We start from the raw sequence: 25444 nt of genomic DNA, 5'->3' as shown, positions 1-25444 counted from the left end.
ATTTCACGTAGTTGGCCCCTATATCCGGTCGGAGGCGGCGATCGCGTCCCGATACCCCTCGCGAAAGGTCGGATAGGCGAACTCGTAGCCGAGGTCGCGCAGCCGCTCGTTCGAGCACCGCTTGCTCGTCAGGATTCGGCGTCGAGCGGCCTCCGAGAGCTCGCCGTCCTCGAGGCGCTCGGCTTTCGTTCGTTTCGGCGGCTGCTCGACCCCCGCTTCGTCGGCGAGCCAGTCGGCGAAGGCCCACTTCGAGACCGGTTCGTCGTCGACCACCTGGACGACTTCGTCCCGAGCGAGGTCTTCCTCGAGGAGGAACCGAACAGCGCCCGCGGCGTCGTCCCGGTGGACCATGTTCAGGTAGCCCTCCGTGACCGGTCCCTCGAGGTAGCGCTCGAGCCGGTAGCGCTCGGGGCCGTACAGCCCGGCGTAGCGCGCCACGGTACCGGCGAACCCGTACTCGGGCGGGTGCTCGAGGGCGATCCGCTCGGCCTCCGCGAGCACCTCGGTCTTCTCGGTGGTGGGTTCGATCGGCGTTTCCTCGTCGACCCGGTCGCCGTCGTGATCGCCGTGAACGCTCGTCGAGGAGGTGTAGACTAACCGCCGGGGCGGCTCGTCGCGTTCGCCGAACGCCTCGATCGCCGTTCGAAGTCCCTCGACGTAGATCGCACGCGCGACGTCCGCCCCCCTGCCGCCGCTGCTGGCGGCGAAGACGAGAGCGTCGACCGACGGCACGGCCTCGAGCGCCGCCGCGTCGGTGATGTCGGCCCGAACGGCGTCGAAACCCGCGTCGTCGATCCGTGCGATACCATCGTCGGATCGGCGGACGCCGATCGCGTCGTGACCGCGTTCCGTGAGCTGCCGGCCGAGCTCGAGGCCGACGTAGCCGCAACCGAGGATCGCAACTCGCATACGTCGACTCGGGGGTGAACCCCCATAATCGCACCGCTCGGACGGGCGCTCGGATCGGCGACGAGTCGCGACGGGGAACTAACACGCTGGGGAGAGTACACCGACTATGACTCTCATCGTCGAGTTCGAGCTCTCGACGCCCATCCTGCGTGAGGCGGCCGCAGCGGCTTCACAGCTCTCTATCGAGCAGGTCTACGAGTCGGAAACGGGTGCGACGAAGCTCGTCTTCTGGGCGACCAGTCGGAACTTCGAGGCGGTCGAATCGGCCCTCGAGACCGACAGCTCCGTCGACGAGCACACCCTGCTCGAGAAGATGGCCGAGAAGCGCCTGTACAGTGCGAGCCTGACCGAGTGGGGAACCGAGCGGCTGACCCATCCCGCGGCCGCGGCGAACGATATCGCGTTCCTCGAGATTGCCGTCACCGGCGACACCCAGATCCGCGCTCGCGTCCCGTCGCGCGACGCACTCCTCGCGTACCGCGAGAGCTGTCGCGAGCGAGACGTTCCGTTTCGACTGCAGCGGATCTACCACGAGCCAGGACCCGAGAGCGGTCAGTACGGCCTTTCCGACAGACAGCAAGAGGCCCTGCTGGCCGCGCTCGAGGCGGGCTACTTCGACGTCCCGCGCGAGGCGACGCTCTCCTCGATCGCCGGGCAGCTGGACATCTCGGATCAGGCGCTGTCGGCACGGCTCCGGCGCGGACAGGCCAACCTCCTGCGGAACACGGTGACGGACGACGACCCCATTTAAATCGTTGGCAATCCAATGAGTGCCGTTTCCCCTGCCGATCCTGTATGGAGTGATATGAGATCAACAGCCCAATCGGCGAACGTCTCTCAGAACTCTCAAGAATCGTTTTCGTACCAGTCCGACCCCGACCAGCCGCTCAGTGAAGCGATCGTCTCGGCCATTGCGTCGGCCGAAGACGTCGACCAGCTCGAGCTCGCCGACGAGTACGAACCGCTGTACAACGCGATCGATCCGACGGCGCTCGACTCGCTGTTTCACTCGTCCGGCTCGACCGGTGGATCGGTCGGCGCCGTCACGTTCGAGTACGCCGGCTACCGGATTACGGTCGACCAGACCGGACAGGTAACGCTCGCGTCGTAACGTCGGCTAGCGCCACTCTCGCCGCGTTTCGCGCTCTCCTCCGCTTCTGCGAGCGCGTTTCTCTCCACCCTTTCCCCTCGCTACGGCATCTGGTCGACGATGACGTGCTGAACGTGGACGTACTCCTCGAGGGACATCGGCGCTCGCCGTTCGATCTTCTGCTGGACCTCCTTCGCGTCGAGGTCGATCTCGAGGTAGCTCTCGACCGAGTCGACGTCGAGGACGGCCGAGGACATCCCCAGCAGCAGGTGCTCGCAGGCCATCGTCACGATCGTCTCCGCGTCCGGTTCGTCCTCCTCGAGCGCCTGGATCTCCGCGGCCGCTTCGAGCGACAGCGCCGGCGACGCCTCGTCGCGCACCGCCTCGAGCGTCTCGCGGTCGACGCTCGTTCGCTCGGCGGCCGTCTCGACGCCGTGGCGGCCGACGATTGACGCGAGATCCGACTCGTACTCCGCCCGCAGGTCGGCCGGCGTCTCCGGAACGGCCATTCGCTGTTCGTAGAACATACGCGACACCACAGCGGTCGGCCACAAGTGAATTGCCATTGGCGAAGGATCTTCCCGGTTCGACAGACTGATCGAGACGCTGACCAGTTTCCGGACCGGAACGTTCAACAAGTCGCCACGAGATACGGGCGCTATGAAGGTTGCCCTGATTGGGGTCGGGCAGGCCGGTGGAAAGGTAACCGAGCGACTCGCTCGGTTTGATGCGAAGATGGGATTCGGTGCCGTGCAGGGTGCACTGGCGATCAACTCCGCGGAGGCCGATCTCGCGGGACTCGAGTTCGTCGACACCGCGTTGATCGGCGCCGACCGCGTGAACGGCCACGGCGTCGGTGCCGACAACGAACTCGGGACCGAAATCATGCAGTCCGACAGCCGGCAGGTGATCGACGCCCTCGACGGTCGGATCACCTCGAGCGCCGAGGCCATCTTCGTCGTCGCGGGACTCGGCGGCGGCACCGGAAGCGGGGGCGCACCGGTCCTCGTTCACCGCCTCCAGCGGATGTACGACGTCCCCGTTTACGCGCTCGGAATCCTGCCGGGACGGAACGAAGGGTCGCTCTACCAGGCCAACGCCGGACGGTCGCTGAAGACGCTCCTGCGGGAGGCCGACGCGACCCTGCTGATCGACAACGACGCCTGGCACGAACAGGGCGAAAGCGTGGAGGGTGCGTTCGAGACGATCAACCGCAAAATCGCCCGGCGAGTCGGACTGCTTCTCGCTTCGGGGGAAGCCGTCGAGGGGGTCGGAGAAAGCGTGGTCGACTCGAGCGAAGTTATCAACACCCTTCGATCGGGCGGCGTCGCGACGCTCGGCTACGCCAGCGCGGCCGCAGCCGAGGACAGCGCGGAGAACATCAACACCGCCCTCACCGTCTCCCGACAGGCACTGCTTACCGGGACCAGTTTGCCGGACGCGACGACGGCCGACTCCGCCCTGCTGATCGTCGCCGGCGAGCTCGATGCGATCCCCCGGAAGGGCGTCGAGCGGGCCCGGCGGTGGGTCGAGGACGAGACCGGAAGCATGCAGGTTCGCGGCGGCGACTTCCCGCTCGAGAGCGACCGACTCGCCGCAATGGTCCTGCTCGGGGGTGCCGAACGTTCCGAGCGACTCGAGGCGTTCATGGAACGCGCTCGCGAGGCCCGGACGGACGACGAACCGGACGAGGACCCAGCCGAACAGTTCGCCGACGACCGACTCGAGGACCTGTTCTGAGCGAGTCGATCGCTCCGGACCGGACGCCCGTCAGGGATCCGAGCGCCGACGGTCGATCCGCTCTCGAGCGAGATCGCCGGCACGCAGCCGGATCCATTTATAACTCCGGCGGCGGTCGTGTTACCGCTCGACACGGCCCGATGAGGGCCCTGCTAACGGTTTTCACGGGTTTAGTGACCGGTACATTTAAATTACCGGCGACAGTAGTTGTAGTCACCAGAACGCCACCGGGGCGCGTATCGCTCGACGATCGATGACAGGAAATCTTATTCACCGAGGTTTCGCAGATCGTGAGCAAACGCTGTGCGCGCCGAATTGGGAGGAGCCGGTCGCTCGCCGAGTTATTGAGCGAGCACCGTCGTCGACTCCCGTCGACCGCCCCGGTGCGGGTATGGCACAGAGGTTTGACTAACACATGGTAGACGAATCGAAAAACATCGAACTGACAGAGGACGACCTCGAAAACAACTCCAAGGGACAGCTCATCAAGAAGGCCGGTCAGCTCCGAGACCGACGAAACGAGCTGAACCAGATGGCCTCCGAACGGGCTTCCAGCCGCGACGATCTCAACGCGAAGACGCGAGAGAAGGTCGACGAGGCCCAGGAACACCGCGAGAAACGCGACGAGCTCAACGAGCAGGTCCAGGAGCACAAGGACAAACGCAACGAGCTCAACGCCGAGGCCAACGAGCTGTTCGACCGCGTCGAGGAGCTCAAGTCGGACATGGAGCTCAACGAGGGTAAGGACTTAGAGGAACTCGAGGAGGAGATCGAACAGCTCGAGTTCAAACAGCAGACCGAGGTGCTCTCGAGCGAAGAGGAAAAGGAGCTCATCGAAAAGATCGAGTCCAAGCGCGAGGAGTACGAGGAGCGCAAGGGGAAACTCGAGCAGAACGAGGATCTCGAGGAGCTCGTCGAGGAAGCCGAGGAAGTGCGTTCCGAGGCCTCCCAGCACCACCAGAAGGTCACGGAACTGGCGGACAAGGCCCAGGAACATCACAACCAGATGATCGAGGCCTACCGCGAGGCCGACGACATCCGTGACGAGGCCGACGAGATGCACGAGAAGTTCGTCGAGGCCCAGGAAGCCGCCGACCGCCACCACGAGGACTTCGTTCGCGTCCAGAAGCGCCTCCGCGAACTGGACAAGCAGGAAGAAGAGCAGCGCAAGTCCCAGCGCGACAAGAAGAAAGAGGAGGCCAAAGAGGAGGCCGAAGAGATCTATCAGAAGTTCAAGGAAGGCGAGACCCTGGACACCGAGGACCTGATGAAGCTCCAGAAGACGGGGCTGCTCTAACTCGATTCGTCAACCTGTGTCTGCTGCCGTTCGTTTTTGCCGGTAGCTTTCGTTTTGTTTTCGGGTCGAGCGGTCGACGCCGCGTTTCACACTGCCGGACAGCAGTCAGTGGGAAATCGATCGCGAATTGGCGGCCGTCGACGACGGAGACGGCCGCGTTCGAGCAATCGGTCTCCAACTAGTTCTGTCCGACAGTATCACCGGCCTGACCGTAGCCACAGGCGTCGATACGTCACGACCCGACTACGCTTTGTTCCGATACCGTGCGGCCGCCGGTAGTCGACACCTAGAGGTCGGAGAACGAAGCGAAATCTGACGTACGAACCGTCGTTCGTCGGTAGTCCGACCATAACAATACAATCGTCCCGTGGTGCATATCCCATGCACAAGCCCAGGGACGACGCTGCCGTTTTCGTGCCGGGGATCGACGCCCCGAGCACTGTCGCCTGTCTCCGTTCGCTCCGTCCACGCGGTGTCCGAACGATCGTCGGCGGGGAGACCACGACGACGCCGGCGGCGTTCTCGAGATACTGCGACGAGTTCGTCCAGCTACCGGATCCAGGCGACGATCTGCTCGCCTACGGCGACGCTCTTCTCTCGATCGCCGAGCGGTCCGACGTTAGAACGATTATCCCGGTTCGCGAGGAGGACGTCTACTCCCTCGCACGGAACCGGAAGGCGTTCGCAGCGGAAGTCGCCACACCTTGGCCAACCTTCGAGACGCTTCGGCGAGTTCAGGATCGCGTCGAACTCTTCGAGGCGGCCGAGGCGGCCGGCGTCGCGGCGCCGGAAACCGCCCTCCTCGACGAGTGGGACGACTGGGGGCGCCAAACCATCGTCAAGCCCCGGTACACGGTCGCCGCGCCGGAGTATCTCGGCTCCGCGTTCGATCGCGGCGAGATCGGCTCGACGAACTACCAGACGCCCGGAGAGCCGCCGAACGAAGCCGCCTGCGTCGAGAAGCGGGGCCACGTACCGCTCGTCCAGGAACTCGTCCCCGACTCCAGGGAGTACGGCTTCTTCGCGCTGTACGACCGCGGCGATCCGGTCGCGACCTTCCAGCACTGTCAACGGCGCGGCTGGGAGTACTGCGGCGGGCCGAGCGCCTACCGCGAGTCGGTGTACATCCCCGAACTCGAGGAGGCCGGCCGATCGCTGCTCGACGAACTCGAGTGGCACGGGCTGGCGATGGTCGAGTTCCTGCGCGATCCGGAGACGGAGGAGTTCAAACTGATGGAGATCAATCCGCGGTTCTGGTCGTCGCTGCCGTTTTCCGTCCAGACGGGTGCCGATTTCCCCTTCTACTACTGGCAGCTTGCGATGGACGAGCCGATTCCAGGCAAACCGACCTACCGGACTGGTCTCGGCGGTCACCTCCTTCGGGGCGAGCTCAGCTACATCCACAGCGTGCTGACAAAGGAGTTTCCGCTCGTCGAGCGACCGCCGCTCGGGGCTGCCGTGCGCGATGTCGCCGTCTCACTCGTTCGGCAACCGCGGTTCGACTACGCGGTCCCCGACGATCCGGTTCCGTTCGTCCGCGATAGCTGGAACGTCCTCCAGGAGTGGGTCGGGGACTGGACGGCCGAGCCTGACGAGCGTGTCACCCACACCAGCGAGACCGAACAGTCGGTCGAGGACGACGGGGATACTACTGACGCGCCGGGTAGCATCACGGCCGAGTGACTATCGTAGCCACTGAAAGTCAGTGCACACCCGATCGCACAGCCGTCGTGCGATCGGTGTGTAACCCGTTTCGGTTGGTTCGATACCTTCATGGGTCGCTATCGGGCGGCGACTCGATAGTCACCGCCGGTTCGACCTTCGACCGTCAACGCTTAACGGGATCGCAGTGTCACCGTCAGGTATGACTCGAGGTGTCTGTCGTGGTCAGTAGCGAAGGTATCGGCCGACTCGCCATCGTGGCGGTCGGCGCCGCGGCGTTCGCCGCGATCGGCGTTGCACTGTTCGTCATCTATCCCGAGACGCTCGCGGATCTCGTCGGCGTGCTCGTCGCGCTCGCCGTGATCGTCCTCGGCGTTCGGATCGCCGGCTCGATCGCCGACAGCCTCTTTCCCGGCTACGACGTCGCCGAAGTCGCCGTCGAGGGGCCGATCACCCGGGACGGCGGCGGCGGACGGTTCCCCTCGAGTCCGGGCTCGACTCCGGCCGACGATATCGTCGAGCAGATCGACCGGGCGGACGAGGACGACAGCGTCGACGCGCTCCTCCTGAAGCTGAACACGCCCGGTGGCGAGGTCGTCCCCAGCGACGACATCAAACTCGCGGCCGAACGGTTCGAGGGGCCGACGGTCGCGTATACGACCGACGTCTGTGCGAGCGGGGGCTACTGGATCGCCAGCGGCTGTGACGAGCTCTGGGCGCGAGACGGCTCCATCGTGGGGTCGATCGGCGTCATCGGCTCGCGAGTCAACGCGAGCGACCTCGCCGACAAGGTCGGCCTCTCCTACGAGCGCTTCGCCGCGGGGAAGTACAAGGACGCCGGCAGCCCGCTGAAGGAGATGGACGACAGCGAGCGAGCCTACCTCCAGGGGTTGATCGACGACTACTACGAGACGTTCGTCGAACGCGTCAGCGACGGCCGGGACGTAGATCCCGAGTTCGTCCGCGAGACCGAGGCTCGGATCTACCTCGGCGAGCAGGCCCGCGAGATGGGGCTCGTCGACGAACTCGGTACCCGGCGCGAGATCGAAGACGAGCTAGCGGACCGCCTCGAGGTCGACGCGGTGGCCGTCGAGAAGTTCGAACCCGAGCGGCCGCTGATGGCTCGCGTCGGCGGCGGTGCCCGGAGCCTCGCCTACTCGTTCGGCGCCGGAATCGCGAGCGTCGTCGGCGACCGGGAGTTCCGGCTCCGGTTCTGAGACGGGCGGGCGTAACGACTTGCAGCGGGCCGACCGAACGAGCGGTCGAACCCCCTCAACGACTTCCGTCGGACAGTCTGTACCGGTGAACGAGTCCGTGGTTTTATCGTTGCACAGAATGGAACGCCTACCGTGACAACGCTGGTCGTCTGTCTCGACCGGACCGACGACGTCGGGCGAAAGACCGGACTTCGGTCGCCCATCGTCGGCTGGGAGGCAATCCGTGCGCTCGTGACCGACGTCGGTCTCGCAGATCCGGAGGATTCGGGGGTCAACTCCCTGCTCGAGACCCTGCGCGTCGCCCAGAGCCTTCGCGACGAGAACGAGGAGGTCGTCGTCGCGGTCGTCTCGGGGGACCGAGAGTCGATGGTCTCGGCCGACCGGTCCGTCGCACGGCAGATAGACGACCTCATGGCGACCCACGACCCCGACTCGGCCGTCGTCGTCATCGACAGCGCCGAGGACGAACGACTGGTGCCGATCGTCGAGAGTCGCGTTCAGGTCGACTCCGTCGACCGCGTGGTCGTCCGCCAGGCTCGAGATATCGAGTCCACCTACTACCTGCTCAAGCAGTTCCTCGCCGACGAAGAGCTCCGCCAGACGGTGCTCGTACCGATCGGGTTGACGCTGCTGGTGTTCCCGATGCTCGCGTGGTTCGTCGGTCCCGCCGAGGGGGCAGCCGCGATTACGACCGTGATCGGGGTCTTCCTGCTCTACAAGGGGTTCAACATCGACGAGATCATGACCGGGTTCGCACACCAGGTCCGCGAGTCGCTGTACTCCGGACAGGTGTCCGTCGTCACCTACGTCGTCGCGGCAGGATTGACGTTCGTCGGGCTCTTCGCCGGCGCGCTCGGCGTCTCGAACCTCGAGGACCCGTCGGGGATCCTGATCCCCGCAGTCCAGTTCGCCTTCGACAGCGTCCCCTGGCTCGCCGCCGCCGCGCTGACGGCGAGCGCCGGTCGGCTGCTCGACGAGGTCATCCGCGAGGAGCCGATCCGGAGCTCCTATCTCAATCTCCCCTTTATCATCGTCGCCGTCGGGCTGGTGATCCGCGGCTTCTCGGCGTACTTCCTCGAGCAACAGCGCATCATCGACTCGGTTCTGGTGCCCGCGATCGAGCAGGGGGTCCTCTCGATCGACAGCTTCGCCATCACGGCCGGTGAACGACTGGCGCTGTACGTCGTCAGTGCGATCGTGGTGAGCCTCGTCGGCGCCAGGATCGCCTCGACGTTCAGCGGACCGAACGGTGAGGCGAGCGACGAGACGGCTCTCGCCGATAGCGAACCGGAATCGGGGCTCACCGACGGCGGGCCGCGGTCCGCGTTCCGTTCGACGGCCGACCTCGAGTCCGACGGCGACTCGACGGACGACCTCGAGTCCGACGACGAGCCGGGTTCCGGCCCGTCCCGGTGACGACCGAAACTCGTCACCCCTTTACTCCCGTGTGGCCAGTAGTCAGTATGAGCGACGCAGACGGAGCGTGGGTCAGCCTGTTCTCCGGCGGCAAGGACTCCGCGTGGGCGCTGTATCGGGCTCTCGAGCGCGGACTGAACGTCGAACGACTCGTCACCGTCCACCCGGCGGGCGACTCGTACATGTATCACGTCCCCGCGACCGAGCTGGCCGGACTGGCGGCCGAGAGCGTCGGAATCCCGCTGGTCGACGTCGAACCCGCGGACTTCGAGGCCGACGACGCCGCGGACTCGAGCGTCCAGGGCGACGACGAACTCGAACCGCTCGAGGCCGCCCTAGCCGACCTCGACGCGGAACTGCCCGGCGGCATCGCAGGTGTCACGGCGGGCGCCGTCGAGAGCGAGTACCAGACGAGTCGAATTCGGGGGATGTGTGACCGCCTCGACTGCGAACTGTTCGCGCCGCTGTGGCAGGAGGACCCCCGCGAACTCGCCGACGTGATGCTCGAGGCCGGCTTCGAGATCAGGATCATCCAGGTTGCGGCCCACGGCCTCGACGAGTCGTGGATCGGCCGGACCGTAGACGAGGACGCCCTCGCGGAGCTCGAGACGCTCAACGAGGAGTACGGCGTCCACATCCTCGGGGAAGGCGGCGAGTTCGAGACGCTAGTGGTCGACGGACCGCACATGGACCGGCGGATCGCCCTCGAGTACGAAACCGACTGGGACGGTACGCGCGGAACGATTCGCGCGCTGGACGCGGAGCTCTCGTGACAGACGGGCGGACCAATCTGTTTGGACCGATCTCTTATATGCGATTCGTCCATAGCTCGACGTGAATGACGAGACAGGGGACAGTTCCCAGTTGGAACGAGCCGGCGGAGATCGGAGTGACGGAAACGAGTTCTCTCGAACGCAACGCGAAGTGGCGAGAAGTGGGAGAATCCGTCCGCTTTCGGGCACTGGGCGAGCGTACCCTGGAGAGCGCGACGGTACGGCGGATTCGGAGTTGACTGAGGCGAACGATGACCGCACACGGGACCGGTTTCAGCCATCGAGACGCCCAGACGAGGGAGATACTGCTCGTCGAAGACAACCCCGGAGACGTCCGCTTGCTCGAGGAGGCGATGGACGAAGCCGACATTTCTCACCGAATCCACGTCGTCTCCAACGGACGGGACGCACTCGAGTTCATCCGGCAGCGGGGACCGTACGAGGACGCTCCGCGTCCGGACCTCGTCCTCCTCGATCTGAACCTGCCGCAGCTGTCAGGCGAGGAGGTACTGGACAGCATCAAAACGGATGCCGACCACCGTGAGATTCCGGTGATTATGCTCACGAGCTCGGCCACTCCCGAAAACGTGCGGCGGGCCTACCGACTGGGCGCAAACGCCTATCTGACGAAACCCGTCGACCCGAGCGAGTTCGTCGATATCGCGCGATCGATCGAGGAGTTCTGGCTCGCGGCTGCGACGCTGCCGCCCGGTCACTGAGCCGGATCACCGGGCATCGGCTCTGTCGGATCCTGACCCGAAGTCGGGCTCGAGATCCATCGCGATCGAGAGATGGGGTTCCAGGGCCTCGAACTGATCGGTCGGTTCGACGATGTTCCGTTTCCGATCGTACTCGACGAGTTCGAGCGCCGCGAGCTTGGGGACGTGGGTGTGCTGCAGCGAGAGAAAGATGTCGTAGACGTCCTCGCTAGGAATGTCGGTAATCCGCTCCTCGAATTCCTGGACGGCAATCTCTTTCGTCAGGTCGTTCAGCGTCAGTTGACGGTCGCCCGTCTTGAGCACGGCAAGAGCCTGTCGGCGTCGTTGGTTTGCAAGAAGTTCGAAGACGACATCGAGTTCCGAGGGGCCGTGTCCCATAGGTACGTATCGTACGTAATGAGCGGGATTGAGCCGTCGGTCTGTATAATCAGTCCTTTAAGTTACGAGATCGATCCGATCTGATCCCGGCGGTTCGGTCGAGTCACCTGGCGAGCGACGATTCCTCGGTAGGCGGCGTGACGGCGAGTGTATTCTCGATCAGCGCCTCGTGGCCCCGGTGTAACCGTTTGGAGAGTGATTGCTGCGTGATGTCGAGCTCCTCGGCGATGTCTGCGAGCGAGATAGACGGCGACGAGAAGTACTCCATCTCCCACGCGGTGACGAGCGCCTCGTGTTGCTTTTCGGTCAACCCGTACTGTCCGACTCCGCGCGGATGGGCGCGTGCGAACAGCTGTGTGAGTCGATACGGAATATCGTAGTCGGCACAGTACGACTGGAACTCGTCGAGACACTCACGGTCGGTAAATCGCATCCGAAGCTCCCACTTGTCGTGCTGTGCGGACGCCTCGAGGATCGTGACGCCGGTCTCCGTGTAGGCGTAGACGAGCGACTCGACGTTCGCGGTCCACGTTGCGCGGTACAGCATCGAACGGTCGTAGTCATCGACGTGTCGAACGTTTTCGACGGTCGGGTCGGACTCGATCGCCCGCTCGAACGTGTCGCTATCGACATCGGAGACCCAGAAGTACGGTGTGAGGACCTCGTCGGCCGCGACGACGCGCTCGACTTCGACGACCAGGTCCGGGACGGCCCGAAGCGTTTCGTGGAGGACGAACGCTTCGGCGGGAACGTGAAACTCCCCAAAGAGGCTCATACTGCCACGTTTTTCCAGACCGAAATAAGTGAATCGGGTGGGAGATTTCGTCGAGACGCGCGACGGGAAGTCGGCAGATCCAGGAGCGGCGACGCGTTTCGAGTGACGGCCGAAGGGCTATGTACGTCGATACTGCCCCTTCGATGGGATGATCGAATCGGAACGAGATCTGTTCGTCCGAAAGCTTCGCGAACTGTACCACCTCGAGCGAGAACTCGAAAACCTACAGACCGAGCTGGCGGAGGCCGCGACCGACGAGGGACTCGAGGAGTTCTACATGGCCCACAGCGAGGCGACGACGGATCAGATAGGGCGGCTCGACGTGATCTTCGACGGCGTCGACGCCGAACCCGGACCGATCGAGCACGCGCCCCTCGACACCCTTCGCTCCGAGCGCGACGAACTCGTCGACGACCTCGAGCGGCCGGTCCTCGGCGACCTCGTCGAAGCCGAACTCGGTCGAACGATCGAGCGCCTCGAGATCACGAGACTCGAGACGCTACTGGAGCTCGCGGACCGGATGAACCTGCCGGACGAGATCGTCGATCCGCTCGAGGAGACGAAGACGGAGGCGGAAGACGGTCTCGAGCGGTTACAGGAATTGACCGCAGAGGCGTAACTCGTCGACGCCGCGAGGCGTCGATCACGTCTCCTCTTTTCGCCGTTCGTAGTCCAGCGCGGGGTCGACAAGTTCGTTCAACCCTCTGCAGGTACTGATGAAAGACCGGCGGCGAGGTACTGGCGGAGCTCGAGGCGGATCCGGAGCTGCGCAGACTGCCGGCGATCCCGTTCTCGAGTTCGAACGCTCCGGAATACGTTCGGCAAGCGTTCGTCGATCCCGTCGAACGTTCGTCGAGTTCCGGCTCGAGACCGCTACCCTCCCGACGCGATAGCGCATCGGCGCTTGGTACTACGTTTGCACCATTCAGTCCTCAGGAACGAAATTGAATTCGTTGATTCGGTGACTGGAAGCGTGGCGATCAGGTGGCAGAGAGTTGAACTGCACGAGCGATAACGTACATCAGAACGATGGCGGAGCTGACGACGAGAAGAAACTGACTCAAAACCGTCAAGAGCACTCCGAACCCCCCGTAAGGGAACAGTGTGACCGCTATTGCGTAAGGGGCGAGTGCGATTGCCCCGAGTAAGCCGACGAGTTTGGCGAGCGGTGTTCCTTCCGCAAGGATCCGAGACGTGTCTATCGTTCCGGTTTCCTGGTCAATGAATAGAGGGAATGGAGACATCTTTTCGAAAGACAACACTTCATATCCTATAAGTATTCTCTGATAACAATCGGATCGATACGCACACGCTCTGTACACATTGCATTTTCGACTTGCAGCCCGAACAAACAGATATATTGTCAACTACTGTTACTCGGACGAGCCGTTCGTGATCGTCGTGTGGGCCCCGATGAGCGCTCCCGCGAGATCGAGATCCTCGAGACGAGTCCCCTCGTCGATGATCGAGCGGCGGATATCGGCGTTCTCGACGCGTGCTTCCGGGAAGATGACCGCGTGGTCGAGATTCGTGTCGGTGAGCGTCACGTCGTCCATCACGTGGACGTTGTCGCCGATCGTCGCGTCGTCGAGGGTCGCCGACTCGGCGACGAGCGACTCTCCGTCGAGGTACCAGCCGACGGCGTCGAGGTAGCTCTCGGGTGTCCCGATGTCGAACCACGCCCCCTCGAAGGTGTAGGCGTACGTCGGTTCGCGGTTCTGAAGCCACTGGACGAACCAGCCGGGTTCGTCGGGATTGTTCCCGTCTTCGAGGTACGTCGGGAGCAGGGAGAGTGCATCCCGCGGAAACGCGTAACAGGCGATCGACACGAGCGTGCTCTTCGGATCGTCCGGTTTCTCCTGGAAGTCGACGACGCGGTCGCCCTCGAGATCGACCAGTCCGTACGACTTGGCCTTCTCGCGGGAGCCGACGTCGTAGGCGGCGAGCGTCGGCGCGTCCTGCTCCTGGAAGTAGTCGAGAAACTCCGGGATATCGAAACTCATCAGGTTGTCACCGGCGACGATCAGCAGATCGTCGTCGACGTTCTCCCGATCGATCAGCTGGGCGAGCGCGCCGACGACGCCGAACTTGTCGTCCTCTTCGGTCGTCTCCTCGACCGAGAGCGTCGGCTTGTCGAACTCGCTGTCGGCGAGGTGTTCCTCGAAGTCGGACGCGAATCGTTCGTTCGTGCTCACGTACACCTCGTCGATCCGGTCGTCGGCCTCGAGTTCTTCGAAGATCCGATCGATGACAGTGGCATCGCCGATCGGGAGGAACATCTTCGGGCGATGTTTCGTGATCGGCCACATCCGGGTCGCGTATCCGCCTGCAAGGACGACAGCCTTCATAACCTGGTGTTCACCGGCGGTATGTAAGTTGCTTGCCCTTACATGGGCTCCGGCCTGCGGTTCTCGCCGCGAGAGATCGTCCACGGGAAGCCGAAGAGCTAACCGGCGCCAGCGGAGAGTGAGCGTCATGCGAGAAGCCGACGAAACGACCCGACAGCGACTCGCAGACGCCCTCCGTGCGGAGCCGTCGACGCCGAGCGAGCTCGCGACGCAGTTCGATCTGACGACGAACGCGGTGGTTCGCCACCTCGAGCACGTTTCCCACTCCGTCGACGGCGCGGACGAGCAGTTTCTCGTCGCGCCACCGACGTGTCGGGAGTGCGGCTTCGACGACTTCGACGACCTGCTAAACCTTCCCTCGCGCTGTCCCGACTGCAAGAGCGAGGCCGTCGACGAACCGACGTACACGATCGAGTAGTCGAAGAGTACGCTCTGGCGAACGTTCTGCCGTCGAACGACGGCGAATCGGATTCGACACTCCTATTTGTGGGCGAGGCGACCACCTGATACGAACCCGCAGCTGAACGGACGATCCGCGTCTCTCCCGGGCGGCAGTCGTCTCCGTCTCCAGCGGTCGTCCGTTCGACCCGGGAATTGACGGAAATACGTATGACTAATACGTCTCATTCGGAGTTCGACGGCGTCGAGTTCGTCCTGGCGATGCTCGACTGGCTCGAGCAGCGCGAGGAGTCGTCAGAAGCGGTCGACGAGGCCTTCGAGTTGCTGGCCGACGAGCGCCGTCGACTGCTGCTTCAGGTGATGCGCACCTACAGCGAGGAGCTGACGCTGCCGGACGCCGCCGAGGAGGTCGCGGTCCGCGAGAACGGCTGCAAGGTGACGGAGCTCTCCGCCGAACGGGTCGCCAACGTCTACATCTCGCTGTACCACGACCACATGCCGCGACTGGTCGACGCCGGACTGCTCGACTACGACCAGGAACGGGATCTGGTCATCCCGGTCGAAGTTCGGGATCAGTCGCTCTGAATCGGGTTTCGCCTCGTTCGCGGCCTCGAGGTCGGGGATGTATCGATCGAAAGGATACTCAGGACGATCTCGACTTTTGTCGAAGTCCCTCCCGATAGTGTGATCTCAGAGAGAGTCGCGGATCGAACAGATAACCCGTTATCGAAGAGTCTAGCGCCCCCTTTCGCTCAGTTCACCACTTCGATACGAGCGTCTTTTCTGGAGGAGATGACGCAACTCGTGCGAGTGGTCTCCGGGAAACTCGACCCCTTCATCGGTGGACGGTGCGCAGTACCCCCACCACTATATAACGACTCGTGGTGTCGTAACAACACCCTACTCCCACCAGTATGAGTCAAGACAAACCACACCAGAACCTGGCCATCATCGGCCACGTCGACCACGGGAAGAGCACGCTCGTGGGACGCCTCCTCTACGAGACGGGGAGCGTGCCGGAGCACGTCATCGAACAGCACCGCGAGGAAGCCGAAGAGAAGGGCAAAGGCGGCTTCGAGTTCGCCTACGTCATGGACAACCTCGCCGAGGAGCGCGAACGCGGTGTCACCATCGACATCGCCCACCAGAAGTTCGACACGGACACGTACAATTTCACGATCGTCGATACACCCGGTCACCGCGACTTCGTCAAGAACATGATCACTGGCGCGAGCCAAGCCGATCACGCGGTCCTCGTCGTCGCCGCCGACGACGGCGTCGCGCCCCAGACCCAGGAACACGTCTTCCTGGCCCGCACGCTCGGTATCGGCGAACTCATCGTCGCGGTCAACAAGATGGATCTCGTCGATTACGACGAGGACGAGTACAGGAGCGTCGTTACCGAAGTCAGGGAACTCCTCAATCAGGTCCGCTTCGACACGGACGACGCCGAGTTCATTCCGGTCTCCGCGTTCAAGGGAGACAACGTCGCCGAAGAGTCGGAGAACACAGCCTGGTACGACGGGAACATCCTGTTGGCCGCCCTCAACGGTCTTCCCGAGCCTCAACCGCCGACGGACGCGCCGCTGCGTCTTCCCATTCAAGATGTTTACACGATCTCCGGCATCGGGACGGTCCCGGTCGGCCGCATCGAGACGGGGATACTCAACGTGGGCGACAGCGTTTCGTTCCAGCCCTCGGACGTCGGCGGCGAGGTCAAGACGATCGAGATGCACCACGAAGAGGTTCCCGAGGCCAGGCCCGGCGACAACGTCGGGTTCAACGTCCGCGGCATCGGGAAGGACGACATCCGCCGCGGTGACGTCTGTGGCCCCGCCGCCGACCCGCCGACGGTGGCCGAGACGTTCCAGGCCCAGATCGTCGTCATGCAACACCCCTCGGTTATCACGGCGGGCTACACGCCGGTGTTCCACGCCCACACCGCGCAGGTCGCGTGCACCATCGAGTCCATCGACCAGAAGATCGATCCCGCATCGGGTGAAGTCGCCGAAGAGAGCCCCGACTTCATCCAGTCGGGTGACGCTGCCGTGGTCACCATCCGACCGCAGAAGCCCCTCAGCATCGAACCGTCCGGCGAGATCCCCGAACTCGGAAGCTTCGCCATCCGCGACATGGGCCAGACCATCGCGGCTGGCAAGGTCCTCGAAGTCAACGAGCGAACTTGACGACGTCGACCCGAGTCGTCGACGAAACTATTCGCCGTTCTCAAGGATGTCATCGACCGTTTTGCGGTCTAGCCGGCCTGTATCTCCCGAGACGGTCGGTGACGTCCATCGACGTGCGACTCCCGTCCGATCTCTGCGCGTCCGCTGGAAGGCTACGGAGGGGTCGACACTTCCGAACTCGCGTCTAACCCGATCGTCGTCGAAAAACGACGATCGCTCAGAACTCGACGTTCGAGGTCGAGGTCAGGTCCGCGTCGTCGGTTTCGACCGGCCCCGTCCCGACGAACTCGTACTCGTCGTCGACGAGGTAGACGTCCCCGTCGTCGACGGTTACCTCGAGATCGGACAGGTACGCGCCCTCGCAGGGACCGAACGTGCACTCGCCGGAGTCGGCGTCGAAGTACGCCCCGTGGTTCGCACAGATCACCTCGCCCTCGCGCATCGGTGCGCCGTCGCCCTTGTCGAGTTTGATGTGGGTGAAGTGCTGACAGTAGTTCAGCCAGCAGGAGACGTCGTCCGCCGACGCTTCCCCGTTCGTGACGAGAATTGCCTCCCGTTCGTCACCTAACTCGTCGGCGACGCGAAAGAGAAACGTCGATTCCGCAGGCATCTCCTCGAGCGAGACGATCCGCTGTGTGGCCGCCATTAGTCCCCGGTTACGAGTCGTCCGTGGTGAACGTTTCGACACCGTCTGACGGGCTTTTAACACTCTGACCGATCAACGACGGCTATGGACTCCCTTCTCGTTTACGGCTCGTACGGCTACACCGGGCGGCTGATCGCGAGCGAAGCGGTCTCGCGGGGCGGCGCGCCGACGGTCGCCGGACGTGACGGCCGCCGCGTCGCCGAACAGGCCGACGCGCTCGGTCTCGAAGGGCGGACGATCGATCTCGAGGCGGACGACCTCGAGACCGAACTCGGGAGTTTCGACGCCGTGTTGAACTGTGCGGGTCCGTTCGTCGAAACGGCCGAACCACTCGTCGACGCGTGTCTCGAGGCGGAAACGGACTATCTCGACGTCACCGGCGAGTTCCCGGTGTTCGAGCGGCTTCGCCGGAAGGACGAGGCGGCTCGAGCGGCGGAGATCACGGTACTCCCCGGCGTCGGTTTCGACGTCGTGCCGACGGACTGTCTGGCGGCAACCCTCCACGAGCGACTCCCCGAAGCCGATCAGTTGCGACTCGGAATCAAGGGCGACCTCGCGTTCTCGCGCGGGACCGCGCGGACGTTCGTCGAACTCGCGGACCACGGCAGCGTCGTTCGCCGGAACGATCGCCTGCTGAGCGTGCCGGCGACGTACCGGACCCGCGAGATCGACTTCGGTGACGGCCCCGAACACGCCGTCACGATTCCGATGGGGGACGTCGTCACCGCGGCTCACACGACGGGCATCGACTCGATCGAGGTGTACGGCGCCGTCCCCGAGTGGGCCGAACCGCTGCTGTCGGCGGCCGACTCGTTCCGGTGGCTCCTCGAGAGCGAACCGGTCGAACGCGTCGCAAACGGCGCGATCGATGCCGTCGTCGACGGGCCGGACGAGCGCGAACTGGCGACCGGGACCGCCGTCGTCTGGGGCGAGGTCCGCGACGGCGAGAGCGGATGGCGAGCGCGCGCTCGACTCCGAACGCCCGATCCCTACGCGCTGACCGCCGAGTCCGCGGTGAGCGCCGCCGAACGAGTGCTCGCGGACAAGCGGGTCGAGCCGGGGTTCCAGACGCCCGCCCGCGCGTTCGGCGCCGACTTCGCGCTGGAGCTCTCGGGAACGGATCGGGAACTGCTCGAGACGCCCGCCAAAGGCAAGCCGGCGCCGCTCGAACCCGGCAGGTGACCGCGCCGAGACCGTCAGTCTTCGCCGGTCGTGCTCCCCCGTTCGTCCATCATCGACTGGGTGCGCTCGATCCAGCGGCCGCGGTGGAAGCCGACCGCGACGTAGATCGTCGCCCAGACGTAGTAGACGACGATCGAGGCGTAGATCGCCGGGACGCCGTAACCGAGGCGAACGCCGGCGACGTACGAGATTCCGAGCATCCCGAAGAACATCCCCGTCACGCGGGCGATAAGGGGAGTCATAGTATCACTGCCGCTGGTCAGCGCGCCCGCGAGAACGACGTAGAGGACGGTAACCGGCGCCGCCGCGGCGTAGGCCCTGGCGAAGCCGGCCGCGTACGACAGCGTCTCCGGATCGTCGGTGAACAGGGAGACCAGCCACTCGGCTCGCACGAAGAGGACGACGCCCAGCGAGCCGACGGTCACCAGACCGAGCGCGGCCGCGGCCCAGCCGTCGTACCGCGCTCGAGCGGGGTCGCCGTCTCCGAGGCTCTGTCCGACGACGATGCTCGTGCCGGTGCGGTAGCCTCGCGAGAGCGGCGACGTCAGCTGCTGGTAGACCCGTCGCCCGATCTGGTAGGCGGCGTTGACCTCGGTTCCGAAGTACAGCAGAATTGCGTTGAACGGGAACTCGAGGAGGAACGTGATCCCTCCCTCGACGATCCGCGGGGCGCTGATCGCGAGCAACTGCTTCGTGATCGTCACCCGCGAGGGACGAGCGAAGCCGGCGGGCGTCCACGACGAGTTGATGGCCGCGACGAGCGCCAGCGCGGAGAAGACGTTGCCGAAGGCGGTCGCGATGCCGACGCCGACGATGTGGAGTTCCGGCACCGGCCCGAGTCCCAGTCCGAGGACGACCGTGCCGACGATGTTGAGCGCGTTCGAGACCCCGTTGACGTACATCGGCGTTCGCGTGTCGCCGGCCCCCTGAATCGACCGCGCGGCGACGATCGCGACGTGGCGGGCCGGGCTCGTCGCGAAGATGATCGCCAGGTAGAGCCCGCCCATACGGGCGACTTCGGCCTCGGCGCCCAGGATCCGGATCGCCCACTGGCCGAGGAGGAAGCCGAAGAGCACGAACGGGATCCCCGCGAGCGCGCCGAGAATCACCGCCTGCGTGATCGCCTCGTCCCGATTCGCGATCGCGCCGCTGCCGAGTCCCAGCCCGATCCGGAGGGGGAGCCGGGCGTACAGGTCCGCCAGCCCGACCGCGGCGACCGCCGCCGGCGAGAACAGCCCCGTAACGGCGACGTCAGTCGTCCGCATCAGCGTCCGGAGGAACTGCTCGGCCATCACGGGCCAGGACAGGTGGAACACCCGCCGCCAGACCTCGAGCAGTCGCCGGCGTCCCCTCGAGAACACGTTTCCGTCTCCCGTTCGGCCGGGCTTGAAACTGTGGGAGCCGGCACGCTGCGAGCGACCGACGGTATTAGTGACGGGGAGCGGATCCCGAGTCAATCCACTTGCTGCCTGTACGGTGGTGCGCGCTGGCCGACGGCGAACATCGAGTGAGCCGTCGGTCGACGCCGTGCGAGATCTTCGCGAGTAGCGCGGGACCGGCGCGGTCCCGCGTCCCGTGCGAACGGACGCGTAGCGTCCGTGAGCAGATGGAACGAGCGAAGGCTTGGAAGACGGCCGAGCGACAGTTCGCTGTTCGCTCACTGTCGCTCAGCGCGCGCCACCACATCCGATGAGTAACCCTCGAGTCCGTTTCTGCCACTAGTAACAGACCTCCTTAACGCGCTCGTCGTAGCTCCTCGAGAGTCGTTCCGTCACCTCGCCCCCGCCGATCTCGGCCCTGTCCAATTCGGCCACCGGACGGAGCTCCCAGGTCCGGTTGGTGAGAAACGCCTCGTCAGCCTCGAGTACGTCCTCGAGTCCGTAACGTCCCTCCTCGGTCGGCACACCGGCCTCGTCGGCCAGTTCGAGCACGATCTCGCGGGTGATCCCCGGCAGCACGTCGCCGTCGGTCGAAGGGGTGCAAAGCGTGCCGCCCCGGACGAAGAACAGGTTGCTCGTCGCGCCCTCCGCGACGTTCCCTTCGAGATCGCGAAGCAGCGCCTCGTCCGCGTCGCCCTCGAGTTCCGCCCGCGCGAGGATCCCGTTCAGGTAGTTGTGGGTCTTCGCGCTCGCCGGAATCGCCGCGTCGGGGACCCGCCTGGTCTCGACGGATTGGACCGTTGCCGGCCCGTCCCAGACGGGGGCGCCCTCGAGTCCGCCGCGAGGGAGCGGTTTGACGTAGACGACGACTGTCGGATCGACCTCCGGTTGGGGCGTCAGCTTTCCCGGCTGGACGCCGCGGGTGACCGACAGTCGCGCGTAGGCGTCCGCGAGGTCGTTGGCCGCGAGCGTCTCCCGAACCCGCTCGTGGAGGTCGTCGGCGGAGAGGCCGTGCTCGAGGCGCAGCGCGTCGCAGGTTCGCTCGAGGCGCTCGACGTGGGCGCTCCACTCGAAGAGCGTCCCGCCGTAGGCCCGCAGCGTTTCGAAGGCGGCGTCGCCGTAGCGAAAGCCCCGGTCGTCGACGCTGACGGTCGCCTCGCTCGCGGGAACGAGTTCGCCGTCGACGTGGTACAGCAACTCGTCGCTCATCGGTTCACCCCCGATTCGGCTCGGTCCCCTCGTGGTCGGCGGCGAACCGACAGAAGTTGGCGATCATCCGCTTGCCGACTCGAAGCGAGATGCCGTCCCCCGCGGCGGCGTCCTCGTGACTCCGCGTGAGGATGCTCTCGGGGTGGAACTGCACGCCGAGGTGGGGCTTCTCGCGGTGGCGGACCGCCATCAGGACGCCGCGCTCGTCGGTCGTCCGGGCCGTCTCCGCGAGCGTCTCCGGGAGGTCCTCGCGCTCGACCGCCAGCGAGTGGTACCGGCCGACCCGAAACGTCTCGGGAAGATCCGAAAAGAGCCCCTCGCCGTCGTGGGAGACCGTCGACGGCTTCCCGTGGACGACGTGCGGTGCGTGGACGACCGGGGCGCCCTCGGCCGCACACAGCGCCTGATGACCGAGACAGACGCCCAGGGTCGGATACTCGGATTCGGCGAACAGCGGGATCGAAACGCCGGCCTCCCGGGGCGTCCCCGGCCCCGGTGAGACGACGATCCCCGTCGGGTCGAGGTCGCGAACGCCCTCGAGGTCGATCTCGTCGTTTCGTCGGACGACGACCTCGTCGGCGACCTCGCCGACGTACTGGACGAGATTGTACGCGAAAGAGTCGTAATTGTCGACCACCAGCAACCTTTTGCTGCGGTCACTCGCTGACGCTCGTTCCCTGGCAAAACGTTGATGAAAACCCTTCCTCCCTCCCGCTGGTCGATCGTCGGGCCGCTCGCTCGTGTCCACTCGCTCGCAGGTGCTGTCGGTGTCCGTCATCGCTGATCTCCTCCATCGCTCTCGAGCGCTATTCCGGCCCGCTCGCCGAGCGCCTCGTCGACGGCAGTGAGCAGCGCCCGCGCCTTGTCGAGGGTCTCGTCGTACTCCCGGTTCGGCTCCGAGTCGTGGACGATTCCCGCGCCGACCCGGAGGTGGTACTCGTCGGCGTGACAGACGAGCGTCCGGATGACGATATTCAGCGTCGCGCGGCCGTCGAGGCCGAAGATCCCGATACTACCGGTGTAGGGGCCGCGTCGGGTCGCCTCGAGTTCGTCGATAATTTCCATCGTCCGCGGCTTGGGCGCGCCGGTGATCGTCCCGCCCGGGAAAACGGCCGCGACGGCGTCCGCGAGCGTCTCGGTCGGTCGGAGCCGACCGGTCACGTTCGAGACGAGGTGCATCACCTCGGAGTAGCGGTCGATCCGTCGGTACTCGTCGACCTCGACGGAGCCGTACTCGCACACTTTGCCGAGGTCGTTGCGCTCCAGGTCGACGAGCATCGCGTGCTCGGCGCGCTCCTTCTCGTCGGTTCGCAGATCGTCCTCGAACGCGTCGTCCTCCTCGGGCGTTGCGCCGCGCGGCCGGGTTCCGGCGATCGGCTCCGTCCGGACGAACTCTCCGTCGCGCTCTCGCGGATCGCGAGACGGCGACGCCGTCTCGTTCGAGGCGGTGGAACCGCCTCGCCCGCCGCTCGAGAATTCCGGGGACCGTGGCTCCCCGCGCTCGAGCAGCAACTCCGGACTCGCGCTCACCAGGTCGGCGGATCGGAACTCGAGCAGTCCCGAGTAGGGCGCCGGGTTCACCCGCCGCAGGGCGTCGTAGGCGGCGACGGGATGGACCGCGGCGGGTGCGACCAGCCGCTGGGAGACGTTCGCCTGGAAGGTGTCGCCGTCGCGGACGTACTCCTTGACCCGACGAACGCGGTCGGCGAACGCGTCGCGGCCGCAGTCGCTCTCAAAGTTCGCCTCGTCGGCGTCGACCGGCGCCTCGCCGATCCCCGGATCGCCCTCGAGACACGCGCGGGCGAGTTCGAGCGCTCGATCCCGGCCGCGCTCGTAGGCGGCCTCGAGGTCCGCCGCCGCGGCCTCCCCGGGGAGCCGCGGACAGGCGGTGATCCGTAGTGTGACCTCCCCGTCCGTCGCATCCGCCGTTTCCGCCGGCGCCTCCCAGGCGGCCAGGCAATCGTAGATCCCCAGTTCCAGCCGCGGCAGTCCGCGGTCGTCGACGGCCGATTCCGGCAGCGTCTCGAGTTCGCGCGCGACGTCGTAGGAGAGCCAGCCGACCGCCCCGCAGGGGTAGGGGACGTCGCAGTCGCCGCGGACGAGTCGATCGCGCTCCAGCAGCCCCTCGAGCGCGGCCAGCGTCGGCGAGTCGGCGTTTCGGTTCCATGCCGTCGCGTCCGGGCCGACCGTGAGGCGGTCGACCGGGTCGGTGCCGAAGTAGCCCCAGCCGGGCTGGCCGCCGGTCGTCTCGAGATAGACGCTTCCGGGTCCATCGCGCACCCGTCGGTACGCCAGAAACGGATCGACGGTAGAAACCTGCACTTCGACGGGAACGCGGATCGTGCGCGTCGTCTCGGCCTCGTCGACGCACTCGAGGGGGCCGCGAGCGGCGGCTCGGAACGAGTCGAACGAGGTAACGACGCGCGGATCGCTCATACCCCTGCTGACGGAGTCTAGGACTAATCCTTTTGCGATTCCGCGCTCGAAACGAGCGGTAGCAATGGAGAGACGAGAGATCGAAGCGGCGTTCGTTATCGGACCTTCGCCCGGTCGATCCAGCCCTGGATGCGCTTCTCCGAGATGTCGGTCTCGGACTCGAGTTCGGCGGCGTCGGCGTCGGCGAGGTCGGCGACGGTCTCGACGCCCGCATCGGCCATCCGGTCGGCGTAGGCGGGACCGATCCCCTTGATCACGTCGACGGGTTCGCTGCGCTCCTCCTCGTCGAGATCGTCGTCCGCGCCCGCATCTTCTTCCGTCTCCGTTTCGGCTTCGGTCTCCGGCTCGTCTGCGGTCTCTTCTACGGAGTCCTCGAGGCCCGCTTCGTCCGGAGCCTTCTCCCCCTCCGGCATCGCGTCGGTCTGATCCGGCCCCGTCGATTCCGCCGGTTCAGCCGGCTTGTGGGGAGCGTCCGACGGTTCAGTCATCGAGTCAGTCGACGCCGCAGCGTCGGTGCCGGCCGCCGCACTGTCGGTGCTGGTCGACGTCGATTCATCGTCGGTGACTGTCTCGGTGTCGGTCTCCCCGGACCGTTCGCGTTCGACCGTTACCCCGACCTCCCGAGTGTCCCCTCGCTCCGAGCCCGAATCGTCGAACCCCAACAGCGACTTCAGCTTTTGGAGGATTGCCATTAGCTGAATATAGTCCGCTCCCCTCACTTAAATTCGCCTGATACCAGCACGAGCGGCGTTCCAACGGAGACGCTTCAGAGTCGCGACCGGAGCGCCTCGTTCATCGTCGCGACCGGTGCCTCGCGACCCGTCCACAGTTCGAACGCCTCGACGCCCTGATAGAGCAACATCCAGGCGCCGTCGACGGTCGTCGCCCCGACGGCGGCGGCCTCGCGCAGCAGTCGCGTCTCGAGCGGACGGTAGACGGCGTCCATCACGGCGAGGTCGCCGTGGAGCGCCTCCGACGGGACCGGCGTAGCGTCCTCCTCCATCCCGACGCTCGTCGCGTTGACCAGCACGTCGGCGTCGGCGAGCAGGTCGGTAAGGTCCTCGAGCCCCTGTCCGGACGCGCCGGGCACCTCGTCGGCGAGTTCGTGCGCCGTCGACTCGGTCCGGTTCGCGATCGTTACCGTCGCTCCCGCGTCGGCGAGTCCGAACGAGATCGCCCGGCCGGCGCCGCCGGCACCGACGACCACCGCGCGTGCGCCCTCGAGGTCGACGCCGTGATCGCGGAGCGCCCGCAGCGCGCCGCCGGCGTCGGTGTTGTGGCCGGTCGGCGGTCCGGACCCGCTGAAATCGATCGTGTTTACCGCGCCGATCCGGGTGGCCAGCTCGTCCGCGTCGACGATCTCGAGGGCGTCCCGCTTGAACGGGATCGTCACGTTCAGCCCGCGAACCCCGAGCGCGTCGGCGCCGTGGATCGCGTCCGCGATCTCCGCCGGCTCCGGTTCGAGGGTGACGTAGCGCGCCTCGAGCCCGAGTTCGTCGTAGGCCGCCTCGTGCATCGGCGGTGAAAGCGAGTGACCGACGGGGTTGCCGAGCAGTCCGAAGACCTTCATCGTCATGGCCGGTACTCGATCCGGCGGGGTCATAATCAGTGTGGCTTCGACGACGCGGTGGCTCGAGGTCTGCTCTCCGTTCAAACCGACCCGGCGCTCCGCTGCAATCAACC

At 65.4% G+C, this 25444-nt stretch carries 26 protein-coding genes; 14 read left to right on the top strand and 12 right to left on the bottom strand.

Translation table 11 applies throughout. From position 1 onward, the window contains the following. Positions 1–18 precede the first annotated feature (18 nt). Complete coding sequence (locus NED97_RS03665) at positions 19–909, bottom strand: SDR family oxidoreductase (RefSeq protein WP_252489372.1); 891 nt, start codon at positions 907–909, stop codon at positions 19–21. Between the two features lie 106 nt (positions 910–1015). On the opposite strand from NED97_RS03665, the gene NED97_RS03660 reads away from it, so the two are divergent. After that, complete coding sequence (locus NED97_RS03660; RefSeq protein WP_252489371.1) at positions 1016–1660, top strand: helix-turn-helix domain-containing protein; 645 nt, start codon at positions 1016–1018, stop codon at positions 1658–1660. A gap of 54 nt (positions 1661–1714) precedes the next feature. Further along, a complete protein-coding gene (locus tag NED97_RS03655; RefSeq protein ID WP_252489370.1) occupies positions 1715–2020 on the top strand; it encodes a HalOD1 output domain-containing protein in 306 nt (101 codons plus the stop codon). Positions 2021–2100: 80 nt separating this feature from the next. Here the strand turns inward: NED97_RS03655 and NED97_RS03650 are convergent, their stop codons facing one another. Beyond that, complete coding sequence (locus NED97_RS03650) at positions 2101–2526, bottom strand: DUF5791 family protein (RefSeq protein WP_252489369.1); 426 nt, start codon at positions 2524–2526, stop codon at positions 2101–2103. Positions 2527–2659: 133 nt separating this feature from the next. On the opposite strand from NED97_RS03650, the gene NED97_RS03645 reads away from it, so the two are divergent. From NED97_RS03645 to NED97_RS03615, 7 genes are all read left to right on the top strand, one after another. Continuing rightward, positions 2660–3739, top strand: coding sequence for a tubulin/FtsZ family protein (locus NED97_RS03645; RefSeq protein ID WP_252489368.1), 1080 nt, complete (start codon positions 2660–2662; stop codon positions 3737–3739). A gap of 415 nt (positions 3740–4154) precedes the next feature. Beyond that, positions 4155–5036 (top strand): coiled-coil protein, encoded by an 882-nt coding sequence (locus NED97_RS03640; RefSeq protein WP_252489367.1) that lies wholly within the window; start codon positions 4155–4157, stop codon positions 5034–5036. 381 nt (positions 5037–5417) lie between these two features. Continuing rightward, positions 5418–6719, top strand: a complete 1302-nt coding sequence (locus NED97_RS03635) for a carboxylate--amine ligase (RefSeq protein ID WP_252489366.1) — start codon at positions 5418–5420, stop codon at positions 6717–6719. Positions 6720–6919: 200 nt separating this feature from the next. Beyond that, the gene (sppA, locus tag NED97_RS03630) at positions 6920–7915 is read left to right on the top strand and encodes a signal peptide peptidase SppA (protein ID WP_252489365.1); all 996 of its coding nucleotides are present in this window, start codon (positions 6920–6922) and stop codon (positions 7913–7915) included. Between the two features lie 132 nt (positions 7916–8047). Next, on the top strand, positions 8048–9331 hold the full coding sequence (locus tag NED97_RS03625) for a DUF373 family protein (protein ID WP_252489364.1): 1284 nt from the start codon (positions 8048–8050) through the stop codon (positions 9329–9331). Positions 9332–9378: 47 nt separating this feature from the next. Beyond that, positions 9379–10104, top strand: coding sequence for a diphthine--ammonia ligase (locus tag NED97_RS03620; RefSeq protein ID WP_252489363.1), 726 nt, complete (start codon positions 9379–9381; stop codon positions 10102–10104). A 251-nt stretch (positions 10105–10355) separates the two neighbouring features. Continuing rightward, the gene (locus NED97_RS03615) at positions 10356–10823 is read left to right on the top strand and encodes a response regulator (protein ID WP_252489362.1); all 468 of its coding nucleotides are present in this window, start codon (positions 10356–10358) and stop codon (positions 10821–10823) included. A 6-nt stretch (positions 10824–10829) separates the two neighbouring features. Here NED97_RS03615 and NED97_RS03610 read toward each other — a convergent pair whose 3' ends face one another. Both NED97_RS03610 and NED97_RS03605 read right to left on the bottom strand, forming a co-directional pair. Further along, positions 10830–11201 (bottom strand): DUF7344 domain-containing protein, encoded by a 372-nt coding sequence (locus tag NED97_RS03610; protein ID WP_252489361.1) that lies wholly within the window; start codon positions 11199–11201, stop codon positions 10830–10832. A 103-nt stretch (positions 11202–11304) separates the two neighbouring features. Beyond that, complete coding sequence (locus NED97_RS03605) at positions 11305–11976, bottom strand: helix-turn-helix domain-containing protein (RefSeq protein WP_252489360.1); 672 nt, start codon at positions 11974–11976, stop codon at positions 11305–11307. Between the two features lie 148 nt (positions 11977–12124). Here NED97_RS03605 and NED97_RS03600 point away from each other — a divergent pair, with 148 nt between their 5' ends. After that, positions 12125–12595 (top strand): DUF892 family protein, encoded by a 471-nt coding sequence (locus NED97_RS03600; protein ID WP_252489359.1) that lies wholly within the window; start codon positions 12125–12127, stop codon positions 12593–12595. Positions 12596–13349: 754 nt separating this feature from the next. Here the strand turns inward: NED97_RS03600 and NED97_RS03595 are convergent. Further along, a complete protein-coding gene (locus NED97_RS03595; RefSeq protein ID WP_252489358.1) occupies positions 13350–14324 on the bottom strand; it encodes a sugar phosphate nucleotidyltransferase in 975 nt (324 codons plus the stop codon). A gap of 127 nt (positions 14325–14451) precedes the next feature. On the opposite strand from NED97_RS03595, the gene NED97_RS03590 reads away from it, so the two are divergent. From NED97_RS03590 to tuf, 3 genes are all read left to right on the top strand, one after another. Continuing rightward, positions 14452–14742, top strand: coding sequence for a transcriptional regulator (locus NED97_RS03590; protein WP_252489357.1), 291 nt, complete (start codon positions 14452–14454; stop codon positions 14740–14742). A 191-nt stretch (positions 14743–14933) separates the two neighbouring features. After that, the gene (locus tag NED97_RS03585) at positions 14934–15308 is read left to right on the top strand and encodes a DUF7344 domain-containing protein (protein WP_252489356.1); all 375 of its coding nucleotides are present in this window, start codon (positions 14934–14936) and stop codon (positions 15306–15308) included. A gap of 329 nt (positions 15309–15637) precedes the next feature. Continuing rightward, a complete protein-coding gene (tuf, locus tag NED97_RS03580) occupies positions 15638–16909 on the top strand; it encodes a translation elongation factor EF-1 subunit alpha (RefSeq protein WP_252489355.1) in 1272 nt (423 codons plus the stop codon). A gap of 217 nt (positions 16910–17126) precedes the next feature. Here tuf and NED97_RS03575 read toward each other — a convergent pair whose 3' ends face one another. Next, a complete protein-coding gene (locus tag NED97_RS03575; RefSeq protein ID WP_252489354.1) occupies positions 17127–17555 on the bottom strand; it encodes a Rieske (2Fe-2S) protein in 429 nt (142 codons plus the stop codon). 84 nt (positions 17556–17639) lie between these two features. On the opposite strand from NED97_RS03575, the gene NED97_RS03570 reads away from it, so the two are divergent. Further along, complete coding sequence (locus NED97_RS03570; protein ID WP_252489353.1) at positions 17640–18737, top strand: saccharopine dehydrogenase family protein; 1098 nt, start codon at positions 17640–17642, stop codon at positions 18735–18737. 14 nt (positions 18738–18751) lie between these two features. Here NED97_RS03570 and NED97_RS03565 read toward each other — a convergent pair whose 3' ends face one another. The 6 genes from NED97_RS03565 to NED97_RS03540 form a co-directional block, all read right to left on the bottom strand. Beyond that, positions 18752–20098 carry an MATE family efflux transporter gene (locus tag NED97_RS03565; RefSeq protein ID WP_252489352.1) on the bottom strand — a complete coding sequence of 449 codons (1347 nt, stop codon included), beginning with the start codon at positions 20096–20098 and terminating at the stop codon, positions 18752–18754. A gap of 357 nt (positions 20099–20455) precedes the next feature. Next, complete coding sequence (locus NED97_RS03560) at positions 20456–21325, bottom strand: aminotransferase class IV (RefSeq protein ID WP_252489351.1); 870 nt, start codon at positions 21323–21325, stop codon at positions 20456–20458. 4 nt (positions 21326–21329) lie between these two features. Continuing rightward, entirely contained in the window at positions 21330–21962 is a 633-nt protein-coding gene (locus NED97_RS03555; protein WP_382205819.1) for an anthranilate synthase component II, read from the bottom strand. Between the two features lie 137 nt (positions 21963–22099). Beyond that, complete coding sequence (locus NED97_RS03550; RefSeq protein ID WP_252489349.1) at positions 22100–23761, bottom strand: anthranilate synthase component I family protein; 1662 nt, start codon at positions 23759–23761, stop codon at positions 22100–22102. Between the two features lie 95 nt (positions 23762–23856). Further along, positions 23857–24453 carry a helix-hairpin-helix domain-containing protein gene (locus NED97_RS03545; protein WP_252489348.1) on the bottom strand — a complete coding sequence of 199 codons (597 nt, stop codon included), beginning with the start codon at positions 24451–24453 and terminating at the stop codon, positions 23857–23859. A 74-nt stretch (positions 24454–24527) separates the two neighbouring features. After that, on the bottom strand, positions 24528–25331 hold the full coding sequence (locus tag NED97_RS03540; RefSeq protein WP_252490565.1) for a shikimate dehydrogenase: 804 nt from the start codon (positions 25329–25331) through the stop codon (positions 24528–24530). Between the last annotated feature and the right edge of the window lie 113 nt (positions 25332–25444).

The sequence above is a fragment of the Natronococcus sp. CG52 genome (assembly GCF_023913515.1).
In the GTDB taxonomy this organism is placed as follows: domain Archaea; phylum Halobacteriota; class Halobacteria; order Halobacteriales; family Natrialbaceae; genus Natronococcus; species Natronococcus zhouii.
The sequence above is the reverse complement of the archived record's forward strand: the minus strand, read 5'-3'. Positions and strand labels throughout refer to the sequence as shown.

What these genes read in the sequence shown, in the direction of transcription:
- tuf (WP_252489355.1), top strand. Translation starts at nt 15,638, where the DNA reads ATGAGTCAAGACAAACCACACCAGAACCTGGCCATCATCGGCCACGTC.
- NED97_RS03620 (WP_252489363.1), top strand. Translation starts at nt 9,379, where the DNA reads ATGAGCGACGCAGACGGAGCGTGGGTCAGCCTGTTCTCCGGCGGCAAG.
- NED97_RS03660 (WP_252489371.1), top strand. Translation starts at nt 1,016, where the DNA reads ATGACTCTCATCGTCGAGTTCGAGCTCTCGACGCCCATCCTGCGTGAG.
- NED97_RS03560 (WP_252489351.1), bottom strand. Translation starts at nt 21,325, where the DNA reads ATGAGCGACGAGTTGCTGTACCACGTCGACGGCGAACTCGTTCCCGCG.
- NED97_RS03610 (WP_252489361.1), bottom strand. Translation starts at nt 11,201, where the DNA reads ATGGGACACGGCCCCTCGGAACTCGATGTCGTCTTCGAACTTCTTGCA.
- NED97_RS03615 (WP_252489362.1), top strand. Translation starts at nt 10,356, where the DNA reads ATGACCGCACACGGGACCGGTTTCAGCCATCGAGACGCCCAGACGAGG.
- NED97_RS03605 (WP_252489360.1), bottom strand. Translation starts at nt 11,976, where the DNA reads ATGAGCCTCTTTGGGGAGTTTCACGTTCCCGCCGAAGCGTTCGTCCTC.
- NED97_RS03585 (WP_252489356.1), top strand. Translation starts at nt 14,934, where the DNA reads ATGACTAATACGTCTCATTCGGAGTTCGACGGCGTCGAGTTCGTCCTG.
- NED97_RS03635 (WP_252489366.1), top strand. Translation starts at nt 5,418, where the DNA reads ATGCACAAGCCCAGGGACGACGCTGCCGTTTTCGTGCCGGGGATCGAC.
- NED97_RS03655 (WP_252489370.1), top strand. Translation starts at nt 1,715, where the DNA reads ATGAGATCAACAGCCCAATCGGCGAACGTCTCTCAGAACTCTCAAGAA.
- NED97_RS03650 (WP_252489369.1), bottom strand. Translation starts at nt 2,526, where the DNA reads ATGTTCTACGAACAGCGAATGGCCGTTCCGGAGACGCCGGCCGACCTG.
- NED97_RS03595 (WP_252489358.1), bottom strand. Translation starts at nt 14,324, where the DNA reads ATGAAGGCTGTCGTCCTTGCAGGCGGATACGCGACCCGGATGTGGCCG.
- NED97_RS03575 (WP_252489354.1), bottom strand. Translation starts at nt 17,555, where the DNA reads ATGGCGGCCACACAGCGGATCGTCTCGCTCGAGGAGATGCCTGCGGAA.
- NED97_RS03540 (WP_252490565.1), bottom strand. Translation starts at nt 25,331, where the DNA reads ATGAAGGTCTTCGGACTGCTCGGCAACCCCGTCGGTCACTCGCTTTCA.
- NED97_RS03570 (WP_252489353.1), top strand. Translation starts at nt 17,640, where the DNA reads ATGGACTCCCTTCTCGTTTACGGCTCGTACGGCTACACCGGGCGGCTG.
- NED97_RS03640 (WP_252489367.1), top strand. Translation starts at nt 4,155, where the DNA reads ATGGTAGACGAATCGAAAAACATCGAACTGACAGAGGACGACCTCGAA.
- NED97_RS03600 (WP_252489359.1), top strand. Translation starts at nt 12,125, where the DNA reads ATGATCGAATCGGAACGAGATCTGTTCGTCCGAAAGCTTCGCGAACTG.
- NED97_RS03590 (WP_252489357.1), top strand. Translation starts at nt 14,452, where the DNA reads ATGCGAGAAGCCGACGAAACGACCCGACAGCGACTCGCAGACGCCCTC.
- NED97_RS03550 (WP_252489349.1), bottom strand. Translation starts at nt 23,761, where the DNA reads ATGAGCGATCCGCGCGTCGTTACCTCGTTCGACTCGTTCCGAGCCGCC.
- NED97_RS03665 (WP_252489372.1), bottom strand. Translation starts at nt 909, where the DNA reads ATGCGAGTTGCGATCCTCGGTTGCGGCTACGTCGGCCTCGAGCTCGGC.
- NED97_RS03545 (WP_252489348.1), bottom strand. Translation starts at nt 24,453, where the DNA reads ATGGCAATCCTCCAAAAGCTGAAGTCGCTGTTGGGGTTCGACGATTCG.
- NED97_RS03645 (WP_252489368.1), top strand. Translation starts at nt 2,660, where the DNA reads ATGAAGGTTGCCCTGATTGGGGTCGGGCAGGCCGGTGGAAAGGTAACC.